The organism is Bacillus sp. YBWC18, assembly GCF_002998775.1.
GTDB lineage: Bacteria > Bacillota > Bacilli > Bacillales > Bacillaceae > Bacillus.
Window position 1 is genome coordinate 282,818 of record NZ_PVRI01000002.1, and the last position, 11,729, is coordinate 294,546.

13 protein-coding genes and 1 other RNA gene are annotated in these 11,729 nt (G+C 43.2%); 4 read left to right on the forward strand and 10 right to left on the reverse strand.

What is annotated here, in order from left to right; translation table 11 throughout:
• Positions 1-10 precede the first annotated feature (10 nt).
• The 3 genes from C6348_RS07750 to C6348_RS07760 all read left to right on the forward strand — a co-directional run bounded on the left by C6348_RS07750 (position 11) and on the right by C6348_RS07760 (position 2,220).
• Positions 11-820: a transporter substrate-binding domain-containing protein gene (locus C6348_RS07750; RefSeq protein ID WP_095285500.1), complete on the forward strand. Its 810-nt coding sequence runs from the start codon at positions 11-13 to the stop codon at positions 818-820.
• Between the two features lie 80 nt (positions 821-900).
• Entirely contained in the window at positions 901-1,554 is a 654-nt protein-coding gene (locus tag C6348_RS07755; protein ID WP_034661510.1) for an amino acid ABC transporter permease, read from the forward strand.
• Between the two features lie 15 nt (positions 1,555-1,569).
• On the forward strand, positions 1,570-2,220 hold the full coding sequence (locus C6348_RS07760) for an amino acid ABC transporter permease (protein ID WP_060596860.1): 651 nt from the start codon (positions 1,570-1,572) through the stop codon (positions 2,218-2,220).
• Between the two features lie 35 nt (positions 2,221-2,255).
• On the opposite strand, the gene C6348_RS07765 is transcribed toward C6348_RS07760, so the two are convergent.
• The 8 genes from C6348_RS07765 to cymR form a co-directional block, all read right to left on the reverse strand.
• On the reverse strand, positions 2,256-2,387 hold the full coding sequence (locus C6348_RS07765) for a YrzQ family protein (RefSeq protein ID WP_003216198.1): 132 nt from the start codon (positions 2,385-2,387) through the stop codon (positions 2,256-2,258).
• 20 nt (positions 2,388-2,407) lie between these two features.
• A complete protein-coding gene (locus C6348_RS07770; protein WP_003216308.1) occupies positions 2,408-2,599 on the reverse strand; it encodes a hypothetical protein in 192 nt (63 codons plus the stop codon).
• Positions 2,600-2,612: 13 nt separating this feature from the next.
• Complete coding sequence (locus C6348_RS07775; RefSeq protein WP_106042515.1) at positions 2,613-3,131, reverse strand: PRC-barrel domain-containing protein; 519 nt, start codon at positions 3,129-3,131, stop codon at positions 2,613-2,615.
• A gap of 74 nt (positions 3,132-3,205) precedes the next feature.
• Entirely contained in the window at positions 3,206-5,590 is a 2,385-nt protein-coding gene (gene recD2, locus C6348_RS07780; protein WP_106042518.1) for an SF1B family DNA helicase RecD2, read from the reverse strand.
• 19 nt (positions 5,591-5,609) lie between these two features.
• A complete protein-coding gene (locus C6348_RS07785) occupies positions 5,610-6,263 on the reverse strand; it encodes a tetratricopeptide repeat protein (RefSeq protein ID WP_034661516.1) in 654 nt (217 codons plus the stop codon).
• A 60-nt stretch (positions 6,264-6,323) separates the two neighbouring features.
• The gene (gene mnmA / locus C6348_RS07790) at positions 6,324-7,442 is read right to left on the reverse strand and encodes a tRNA 2-thiouridine(34) synthase MnmA (RefSeq protein WP_106042520.1); all 1,119 of its coding nucleotides are present in this window, start codon (positions 7,440-7,442) and stop codon (positions 6,324-6,326) included.
• 95 nt (positions 7,443-7,537) lie between these two features.
• Complete coding sequence (locus C6348_RS07795) at positions 7,538-8,680, reverse strand: cysteine desulfurase family protein (protein WP_106042522.1); 1,143 nt, start codon at positions 8,678-8,680, stop codon at positions 7,538-7,540.
• Positions 8,681-8,698: 18 nt separating this feature from the next.
• Positions 8,699-9,118 (reverse strand): cysteine metabolism transcriptional regulator CymR, encoded by a 420-nt coding sequence (gene cymR / locus C6348_RS07800; protein ID WP_012010726.1) that lies wholly within the window; start codon positions 9,116-9,118, stop codon positions 8,699-8,701.
• Positions 9,119-9,326: 208 nt separating this feature from the next.
• Here cymR and C6348_RS07805 point away from each other — a divergent pair, with 208 nt between their 5' ends.
• Positions 9,327-10,592: a replication-associated recombination protein A gene (locus C6348_RS07805; protein ID WP_034661526.1), complete on the forward strand. Its 1,266-nt coding sequence runs from the start codon at positions 9,327-9,329 to the stop codon at positions 10,590-10,592.
• Positions 10,593-10,625: 33 nt separating this feature from the next.
• Here the strand turns inward: C6348_RS07805 and C6348_RS07810 are convergent, their stop codons facing one another.
• Entirely contained in the window at positions 10,626-11,390 is a 765-nt protein-coding gene (locus C6348_RS07810) for a tRNA threonylcarbamoyladenosine dehydratase (protein ID WP_106042524.1), read from the reverse strand.
• 92 nt (positions 11,391-11,482) lie between these two features.
• Positions 11,483-11,663, reverse strand: a non-coding RNA gene (gene ssrS / locus C6348_RS07815) — 6S RNA.
• Positions 11,664-11,729: the final 66 nt, after the last annotated feature.

Consider the following 11,729-nt stretch of genomic DNA (forward strand, 5'->3'; position numbering starts at 1 on the left):
GAAAGATTTGATGAAAAAAATGAAACGCTTTGGCCTACTACTCTTTATGACTTGCTGTATTGCCGCTTTAGCTGCTTGCGGCTCTGCTGAAAAAGGCTCGACGAATGCAAAGCAAGGAAGCTCTTTAGAAGCCATTCAGAAAGACAAAAAAATCATATTCGGGGTCAAGAATGATACACGTCTCTTCGGTCTAAAAAATCCTAGCAGCGGAGATATCGAAGGATTTGATATCGATATAGCAAAAGCCATCGCAAAGGAAATGCTCGGTGATGAAGGAAAAGCAGAATTCAAAGAAGTGACATCGAAAACGAGAATTCCTTTACTGCAAAAAGGAGATATTCATGCGATCGTCGCAACCATGACGATTACCGAAGAGCGTAAAAAAGAAGTCAATTTCTCAGATGTTTACTTTGAAGCAGGACAATCACTGCTTGTGAAAAAAGGAAGCGACATTCAATCGATTGATGATCTTAAAAAAGGGACGAAAGTGCTTGCAGTGAAAGGATCTACTTCTTCTCAAAATATCCGCGAAAAAGCACCTGAAGCGTCTGTATTAGAATTTGAGAACTATCAGGAAGCTTTTACAGCTTTAAAATCAAACCAAGGGCAAGTGCTGACAACTGATAATGCGATCTTATTTGGTATGGCAGATGAGGATTCAAATTACGAAGTCGTCGGCGGCACCTTTACAGATGAGCCTTATGGCATTGCTGTAAAGAAAGGGGATCAGGAATTAACAACTGCGATCAATAAAGCCCTAAAAACCTTAAAAGACAATGGAGAGTATGACAAGATTCATCAAAAATGGATCAAAGAATAACCGTTTGACTTGTTAAGACCTATTATCTTAGGGTGAGCCGCTCATTGGCTCCCCTGTTGATCAGGAAGGAAGTGAACTGATTGCTGCGGTTTTCCATTCTCACTGAAAACTTCAATCTTTATGTAGAAGGCTTTAAATATACCATTGGTGCAAGTGTCATTGCTTTGATTGGAAGCTTTTTGATCGGTACACTCATTGCCATTATGAGAATTGCGCCACTCAGGCCGCTCAACTGGATAGGAACGGCTTATGTGGAATTTATTCGGAATATTCCGTTATTATTGATTACATTCGTTTTCTTCTTTGGTTTACCCGTGCTAGGTATTGTAGCAGATGGCTTCACCGCTGGCACAATTGCCCTTGCCATTTATACCTCTGCCTTTATTGCTGAAGCCATTCGCGCAGGGATACAAGCTGTACCGCTTGGACAAATGGAAGCCGCCCGCGCTTCAGGTCTATCCTATGGCGGGACGATGCGGTATATCATTCTGCCGCAGGCGATTAAAATTGTCATTCCCCCTCTTGGGAATCAATTTATTAACCTTGTCAAAAACTCCTCTATTTTAGGTGTCATTGCAGGGTTTGATCTCATGTATCAAGGAGACCTCATCGCTTCTAGAACATTTGTGACATTTGATGTCTACATCTTTGTTGCCATGTTCTATCTGCTATTAACGATTCCGCTCAGTATAGGCGTTGGTTATTTAGAAAAAAGATTAGCAAGAAGCCACTAGAAAGGAGGAAACACCATGGATTTTATAGGTGCCTACCAGCCTGATCATCTCGCCTTTTTACTTGAAGGATTTGCTGTCACCTTAAAAGTGGCTTTTATCTCCATCATTTTGAGCTTTCTCATTGGATTAGTCATTGGCACATTGCGGTTCGCTCAAATTCCGGTTTTATCAAAGATACTTGCAGTCGTCGTAGAAACCATTCGAAACCTGCCGCTCTTATTGATCATCTTTTTTACGTATTTTGCACTGCCCGAAATCGGCATTAAGCTGAGCATTACAGCCTCGGCTATTGCAGCTTTAACCGTATTTGAATCAGCGATGCTGTCAGAAATTATTCGAAGCGGTTTAAAATCAATTGATAAGGGGCAGATCGAAGCAGCCAGGTCTTCTGGTTTAACCTATATTCAAACGTTAAAAATGATTATTATGCCGCAGGCTTTACGCCGAATGGTGCCGCCAATTGTCAGTCAATTCATCTCTCTTTTAAAAGATACGTCGCTTGCTGTTGTCATTGCACTTCCAGAACTATTGCATCACGCTCAAATATTAAACGGTCAGAGCCAATCTTACTTACTGCCCATTTTCCTATTAGCGGCGATGATGTATTTTGTCGTCAATTTCAGCTTATCACTACTTGCACGCCGATTAGAATACAGGCAGGCATAAAAAAGGACATCCGCTCTTGGCGGATGCCTTTTTGTTTACATCATTCTCATAACGCGTTTTCTTAGCTTTTTCATATCCCGCTTTGATGGCATATCATATCGACTTGCAAAGTGATATGCGAGTGCACCTGCACCAAGCGTTAATAGTGAAGAAGTCATTTTGCCCATTCGAAATTCCCCCTTAACACTTATAGTTGAATTGAACGTTCATCATCACTAAACAGATCATCTAAGCTGCTTAGTGTCCCGTCTTCTTCCACTTGGTGTGTAGATATTTTGCCTTTTGACAGCGTCAATTCAATAAAACAGCCCCAGCAATAATATTGATTGACCCCAATTTTTCCGATGTCTTTACATTTGCAATTTGGGCAAATGAGCATAATCAGCACCTCTTTACGTTCGGTTTAGAACAAGTGCTTCCTTTTGAACGTTGATCAAGGTTCCGGCAGCCTTCAGCTGTTTTCGAATCCCTGATAGCTCTGTAAAGAAGCCGTCCGAGAGTTCATATGCTACGATTGTGCCCGAATTTGTGCAAAAGTATACATCTTCCAAAATGCCTAAATTTTCACCGTCAGGCGACTGCATCATTTTCTTTTTCAATTTCGAAAATAAGAAGGATGGGGCAGAGGAATCCATGCCTACTCCCTCCTGGCGGCTCACATATAAGCCTTTGTCTGTCAGCTGATCACCAGCAGAGAATGGAATGAGTGCACAGTCTTTCTTTTTCCCATCTAACACATATCCTCCGCAGCTGCCTCCGGCTAATAAGCAAATATCTTTAATGGAACCAAGTGAATGAGACAGCTCACCTGTATAGATTGACATTCCTTCAAGCTCTCGACATGTTCTCAAAATGTGCTCAACCACCTTTTGCGGAACAGTCTTATCGTGTGCGTTTGCTTCGATACTCATACGAAGAAATGGCTTCCATGAACGGGATATGAGGATTTCTTTTCACGCTAAAAAGGCTCCCGTATGGAAGCCTTTTATTCATGCATAAAATCAAACGGAGTGATTCCCTCCATGCCAATATTTGCGTCATGTACGCTAAACGGAAGCTCTTTTTGGAGCGCTGCAAGCTCCGCATCCATAACTTCATCAGTTTGCATCAGCCGCATCGTTAAGGACGTTTGTCTGAGCGAATCCTCATTGTTTTTCACGCCCCACTCCAGCGCTGATTCCTCACCGCACAGGATTAAAAACTTTTTACTTCGTGTAATGGCTGTGTACAGCAGATTTCGCCGCAGCATTCTGTAGTAGCTTTTCACGACTGGCAGCACAACGATTGGGAATTCACTGCCTTGTGATTTGTGGATGGAGCAGCAATATGCATGTGTAAATTGATGAAAATCCTTTTTTGTAAAGGTGATTTCATTCCCATCAAAGGAGATCACAGCCATGTCTTCTTTTTCCGTGTTTTCTTTCGCATAAAAAATCGAGACAATTTCGCCGATATCACCGTTAAAAATATTATTTTCCGGCTGATTCACAAGCTGAAGCACTTTATCACCGGTCCGGTACACCACATCACCAAACGGGATTTCTCTGCCCTTTGGTTTTTTAGGATTCAAAATGTGCTGCAGCATTTTATTGAGCTCATTAATGCCTGCTTTCCCTTTATACATTGGCGCAAGCACTTGAATGTCTTTTGCTGAATAGCCTTTTTGAGCAGCATTGCTGACGACTTTCTCAATCACTTCTTTCATTTGATCAGCTGAGCATTTTATGAAGGATCGGTCCTTTGAACGTGCGGTAATATCTTTTGGCAGTACGCCATTTTTCATATCATGTGCAAGTTCAACAATGCTGGAGCCGTCTGCCTGCCGGTAAATATCTGTCAGTGTAACAGCTGGTACGGCTTGTGAGGCAAGTAAATCCCTTAACACTTGGCCTGGTCCGACAGATGGAAGCTGATGTTCATCTCCTACCATGATCACTTGGATATGATCAGGAATCGCTTTAAACAAGTGATTCGCAAGCCAAATATCCAGCATACTTGATTCATCAATGATGACAAGCTTTCCTTCAATCGGCTGTTCCTCATCATGCGAAAAGCCCTCTGATCCGTTCCAGCCGAGCAAACGGTGAATCGTCACAGCTGGAAGCCCTGTTGATTCTGTCATCCGTTTAGCTGCTCGTCCAGTTGGCGCCGCAAGCACAAATGGAAAGGATTCATCTTTTTTGTAATCACTCGGATCAAGAGAGACACCGTGAAGATCGCTGTAAAGCTCAACAATCCCTTTAATGACCGTTGTCTTCCCAGTCCCAGGTCCGCCTGTTAAAAGCAGCATCGGGGACATGAGTGCCTTTTGAATCGCTTCCTTTTGTGTCGGCGCATACTGGACTCCCAGCCGTTCCTCGAGCTCGCCAAGTGCGAGCAGGAATTCCGATTCAGGGAATTGATCTGCATATTCCGTTTGGGAGACGATCTTTTGTATCCGTTTGGCGACACTTTGCTCCGCATAAAATAAGGACGGATGATAGCAGCGCTCATCTTCAATGATCATCTCTTTCCCTTCGCCAAGTGCAATGATCTGATTGGCGACATCCATTTCCGTCACTTTGTACTCATTGCCTGTCTGATTGAGCAGCTTGCGGGTTTCAACGATCAAATCTTTCGTTTGTATGTACGTATGACCGTCCTGAAGACTTGCTGTTTCGACTGTATAAAGCAGGGCTGCACGGATTCGCTCTGGGTCATTTCCTGAGATGCCGGTTCTAGCGCCAAGCTCATCCGCCTTAATAAATCCGATCCCTTCGACATCCTTGACGAGCTGATACGGGTTTTCCTCAATCTTTTGCAGCGTTTCACTCTCGTACACTTGGTATATCTTCATGCTGAGCTGAGGACCAAAGCCATATTGATTCAGGCTGATCATGATTTGTTCCAATCCTTGATGTTCCTGGAGCGCTGCGGCCAGCTTATCTGCCTTCTTTTTTGATAAGCGCGGAACATCATACAAAACAGCTGGGTCACGCATAATTTTATGAAGCGTCTGATTGCCAAGCTGCCCCACAATTTCTTCCGCCGTCTTTTTCCCTATCCCCTCAAATAAATCACTTGAGAGATAATGAATGATTCCTTGCTTCGTTGTCGGTACTTCCTTTTGAAAATGAGTGGCCTGAAACTGTTCACCAAATTTCGGATGGCTTGTGACTTTGCCATAGAAGGTGTAAGTTTCTTCCTCATGAAGTGCTGGGAAGTAGCCTGTGACAGATGCTGTTTTTTCCTCTAAGTTTTCCGATGTTTCAATGACTTTCACCTTTAACACCGAGTATAAATTACTTTCATTATGGAAAATAACGGCTTGAACTGTCCCCTTTAAAAACGGTTCGTCCTCAAGCTTCATTTGATCTGGATGTTCCTGCACAGGTCTTCCCTCCTTCCGTCTATTCTGCCTCTTGAATCAGCTTTTGCGCATGTAGTGCCAGCATATGGTCAGGCTGCACGTCAATGGCTTTTCCTAGCATCTCAAGTGCTTCGTCTTTTTTCTCTAAGTATGCATACGCAACCCCTAAATTATAAAAGGCATCTGCATGCTGCGGATCACGCGCGACCACCTCGGTAAAGGTTGTCACCGCTTCTTCCAGCAATTGTTCATTGGCTAAGCACATGCCAAATTGAAATCTTGCTTCATTATCTTCTTCATTCAGTTCGATGGCACGCTGAAGATAGGGCATCGCAAGCTTCGGCTGCTCTAATTTGATGAGCGTCTGCCCCAGCATATAAAATAAATCACTATTTTCCATGCCAGCTTGTAGTGCTTGTTCAAAATAGTCTTTTGCTTTCATAAAGTCTTCTTTTAATGTGTATACATTTCCTGCCCCGTAATAGGCTGCAGCTGCGGCGTGATCAAGTTCAATGGCTTTTTGAAAGAAGTTTAACGCACGTTCAAATTCATTGATGCTTGAAAGCAAATTCGCAAAGTTAATATATGGAACCGGGTCTTTTGGGCTTTCTTCAATGGCTTTCGTAAAAGCTTCAGCTGCTTTTTCGATGTTCCCCTGATTTAAGGCTTCTATGCCGATTTCGTTATGATTCATTCGCTCTCTCATCCTTTCATTAAAAAACCTCAACAGCGACGTTGAGGTTTTGAAAACATGTTACACATACGACAGCTTTTGGCCGTCCTTAAAGACATCGTCAATTGTTCCGCCGCCAAGACATTCGTCGCCATCATAAAAGACAACCGCTTGTCCTGGTGTGACAGCACGAACGGGTTCATCAAAGATGACCATCGCTTCTTGCTCACCTGTCATTTTGACCTTCACATGGTGATCTTCTTGACGGTATCTGAATTTGGCTGTGCATGTTAATTCACCATTTTCGCCGACAATATGAGGACGCGTCCAGCTGATATTGACGGCTGAAATGCTTTCAGAATATAAAAGTGGATTGTGGAAACCTTGTTCAACAAACAAGATATTTTGTTTCAAGTCTTTTCCAACGACAAACCAAGGATCACCGCTGCCGCCAATGCCAAGACCTTGGCGTTGACCGATCGTGTAATACATCAGTCCATCATGTTCACCTTTGACTTCTCCGTCCATTGTCTGCATCACGCCAGGCTGCGCAGGCAAATATTGACTGAGGAATGTTTTAAAGTTTCTTTCCCCAATAAAGCAAATACCCGTTGAATCTTTTTTCGTTGCTGTTGCGAGCTCTGCTTCTTTTGCCAATTCACGAACCCTTTTCTTCTCTAAATCTCCGATTGGGAACATGACTTTATCAAGCTGTTCCTGAGTCAGCTGATTCAAGAAATACGTTTGGTCTTTGTTGGCATCAAGACCTCTTAGCATTTTGACTTCATCGCCAGTTCTGTCGACGCGCGCATAGTGGCCTGTTGCTAAATAATCCGCACCGAGTGACAATGCATGCTCGAGGAACGCTTTGAACTTAATCTCTTTGTTACACATGACATCTGGGTTTGGCGTTCTGCCCGCTTTATATTCATCAAGGAAATATTGAAACACTTTGTCCCAATATTGCTTCTCGAAATTCACCGCATAATAAGGGATTCCAATTTGGTTACACACGCGGATGACATCCTCATAGTCCTCCGTTGCTGTACATACACCATTTTTATCTGTGTCATCCCAGTTTTTCATAAATATGCCGATTACATCATAGCCTTGCTCCTTTAACATAAGAGCAGCAACTGATGAATCGACTCCTCCGGACATACCGACCACAACTCTTGTGTCTTCTGGTCTTTTTGTCATCTTCATCAACTCCATTTTCAATGAAACAGCATGTGCGTTTCGTTCTTCAGGTGCTTGGCTGTTTCATTTTTCACACACGAACAAAAGAGGAACGTTTATTTGGCTAAGCGTTTGACAACAGCTGCTATCTTGCGTGCCGCCTGTTTCACATGATCCTCTTCATTCCCAAGACCGAAGCTTATTCTGACTGAGGACGTCAGCTTGTCTGCTTCTTCGCCATACATGGCGCTTAACACGTGCGAAGGAAGGACGGATCCAGCCGTACATGCAGATCCACTTGAAACAGCAATTCCTTCCATATCTAAATTCACAAGTAACGATTCGATGGAAACGCCCGGGAAATGAACATTTAAAATGTGAGGCAATGTCTCTTTCGGGTGCCCATTGACAGAGAAAGTAAGTGATTCCTCTTCGAATACTTGCAGCATGATTTCTTTGAGCTTACCATAATGCATGGCTTTTTCTCTTCTATTTTGCTTCGTTAATTGAACAGCTTCTGCAAGTCCAACGATCCCTGCCACATTTTCAGTGCCAGCACGGCGTTTTCTCTCTTGTTCTCCACCGAATATTTGCGGAGAAAGTTTCACGCCTTCGTTTACATATAAAAAGCCTGTTCCCATTGGACCATTTAGCTTATGGCCAGAAGCAGATAAGAGATCAATATGAAGGTCTGCTACATCAATAGGCATTGTTCCAAACGCCTGCACGGCGTCTGTATGAAAATGAGCAGTGTGATTGTGTAAAAGCTCGCCAATGTCTTTGATTGGCTGAATCACACCTGTTTCATTATTGCCGTACATGATGGTCACAAGAATCGTATCATCTCTCAGTGCTTGTTTTAGTTGTTCAAGATGAATCAATCCAGTTTCATCCACATCTAAATATGTCACGTCAAATCCTAGCTTCTCTAGGCGTTCACATGTGTGCAGCACCGCATGATGCTCTGTTTTTGCTGTGATGATATGTTTTCCTTCATGCTGTCTTGCCATGGCCACACCTGTAATCGCCAGGTTGTCCGCCTCTGTCCCTCCGCTTGTGAGGATGATCTCCTGCGGTTTACAGTGTAATTCTCCTGCAATCACTTCTCTTGCTTCATCGAGCCACTTTCTTGCCTCGCGCCCATATGAATGAATACTAGAGGGATTGCCAAATATCTCTGTAAAGTAAGGCATCATCTTGTCCACAATACGCTGATCCATTGGCGTTGTGGCCGCATGATCTAAATAGATTCGTTCCATTTCCGGTACACCTCTGATCTAAATATAGAACATATACGCGTCTTGATTTCCGTCATCTGTGTAGCTTGCCAAGTCTTCAAGAGTTGTATTGTCTAGTACGTCTTTTACTGCATCACGAATCCGAATCCAAAGTTCACGCTTTGCTGGTTCTTCGTTTTCGATGACTTCGACAGGACTAATCGGTCCTTCTAATACACGAATAATATCACCGGCTGTGATTTCGTTTGGTTCATGTGCAAGAACATAGCCGCCATATGCACCGCGAATACTTTTCACAAGACGGGCATTCCGAAGTGGTGAGACAAGCTGCTCTAAATAATGCTCAGACAAATTATTGTTTTGAGCGATTGATTTTAATGATGTGGGGCCTTCGCCATGTTTTTTGGCTAATTCGATCATGATCGTCAGACCATATCTGCCTTTAGTTGAAATTTTCAAGTTAAACACCTCTGCGTTTTCTATTCTATGTCATCAATTATTTTTCTGATTTCATATACGCTGATATATAGACCAAAAGCAATTATATCATACTTTCAGCCAACTTTCATTTGCCGGTTCTGAGCGCTTTAGGAGGACGCATCCCTTTTCTATTTGAAGAAATTTCGGTACTCTATACAAACAAGACATTGCTTTAGGAGAGATAATCATGAAACCTTTAGCGTACCGGATGCGCCCAAGTCATATTGAAGACATCATTGGGCAGGAGCATCTCGTTGGAGAAGGTCAAATTATTAGACGAATGGTCGAGGCAAAACATTTATCCTCGATGATTTTATACGGACCGCCGGGCATCGGCAAAACATCGATTGCGACCGCGATCGCTGGCAGTACAAGCATTGCGTTTCGGACATTGAATGCAGTCATTCATAACAAAAAGGATATGGAAGCTGTCGCCGCTGAAGCGAAAATGAGCGGCCAAGTCATCCTTATTTTAGACGAGGTTCACAGGCTTGATAAAGGAAAGCAGGATTTCCTTCTTCCTTATTTAGAAAATGGCATGATCATTTTAATTGGCGCAACGACGGCTAACCCCTATCATGCGATCAACCCTGCCATCCGAAGCCGGACACAAATATTTGAGCTGAAACCGCTTGAAACAGAGCAAATCAAGGCTGCGTTAACAAGAGCGTTACAGGATGAACATCGCGGGCTTGGCGGTTATGAGGTGACAGTGAACGATGAAGCGATGAATCATTTTGCCAATGGATGCGGCGGAGACGTACGCTCTGCTTTAAATGCGCTAGAACTAGCTGTCTTATCGACAAAAGCAGATGAGGCTGGGCATATTATGATCACTCTTGCCGCAGCAGAAGAATGTTTACAAAAAAAGAGCTTCTCACATGATAAGAATGGTGATGCTCATTATGATGTCCTCTCGGCTTTTCAAAAATCCATTAGAGGATCTGACGCAGATGCGGCGCTGCATTACCTTGCCAGACTGATTGAAGCAGGAGACCTTGAAAGCATTTCAAGGAGATTACTCGTGATGGCTTACGAAGATATTGGTTTAGCTAGTCCGCAGGCAGGTCCTCGTGTGTTAAGCGCTGTTCAAACAGCAGAAAGAGTCGGCTTCCCGGAAGCACGAATTCCGCTGGCTAACGCAGTCATTGAACTGTGTCTTTCTCCTAAGTCCAACTCAGCATATAAGGCGGTTGATGCGGCGCTGGGTGACATTCGCTCAGGGAAAATTGGTGAAATCCCTGTTCATTTAAAGGATGCTCACTACAAAGGAGCTACAGCACTCGGCAGAGGTGTCGATTACTTATACCCACACGATTATGAAAACGGCTGGGTGAAGCAGCAATACTTACCTGATCCGCTGAAAAACAAGCAATACTATGAACCGAAGCAAACAGGCAAATTTGAAGGCGCACTGAAACAGGTATATGAGAATTTAAAACGCCAAAAATAAAAAAAGCCCCCTGCATGTTAGCAGGCGGGCTGTTTATTTATCCTTCACACGTGTAATCGGAATATCTTTTAAAAGCTTCATAATGACATGACCACCCATGATCAGCCCTGCAACAGACGGGACGAACGCATTGGATGATGGCGGCATTTGTGCCTTGCGAATCTTCGCTTCATCATTTCCAACTTCTTTTCTGACATCTTCGCGAATCACAATCGGACTTTCATCAGAGAAAATGACTTCAATTCCTTTACGAATCCCTTCTTTGCGCAGACGCGTTCTCACGACTTTTGCAATTGGATCGGTATGTGTTTTTGAAATGTCATCAATTTTGAAGCGGGTCGGATCTGTTTTGTTTGCAGCACCCATACTCGAAATAATGTTCACATTGCGTTTCAGGCACTCTTTCATTAAATGAATTTTATAGTGAATCGTATCTGACGCATCGATGACATAATCAAGCGGATACTCAAAAAATTGCTCATATGTTTCCTCTGTATAAAACATCTTAAGCGCAACAACTTCACATTCTGGATTAATATCAGCGATTCTCGCCTGCATTAAGTCAACCTTTGGCTGACCAACTGTTGAAAGCAATGCTGGCAGCTGACGGTTCACATTTGTAATATCAATATCATCTTTATCAACAAGAACAATACGGCCAACGCCTGAACGAGTGAGTGCCTCAACTGCAAATGAGCCAACGCCGCCCACACCAAGCACTGCAACTGTACTGTTTTTTAATATATCTAAGCCTTCCTTGCCTATAGCAAGCTCGTTTCTTGAAAACTGATGTAACAAGTGCCTCACTCCACCTTTATTTAAAATGAATCGAAAGAATCATATCATATTCAAACTTCTTCGTCATCCTTCTGAAAAAGAAAAAAACACAAAAAAGTCCCGACAACGCCGCCAGCTTTTCCTTCGTTTTGAACCCCGCACCATGCAGGTGGGTGCTTTCTTCCTGACTTTATAAGTCCTCTAAAGAGGCATTTATGCAGAAAGGAAAGGCAAGCTCCCGTAAAAAAAAATGTTCGGTCAAAACTAGGTAACCACCGTACGTATCAGGACTTTATTTATTGATTGAAGAAAGCATATCATAGGCATGCCGCTTTTTCAAGCGTTTACATGCCCATATCC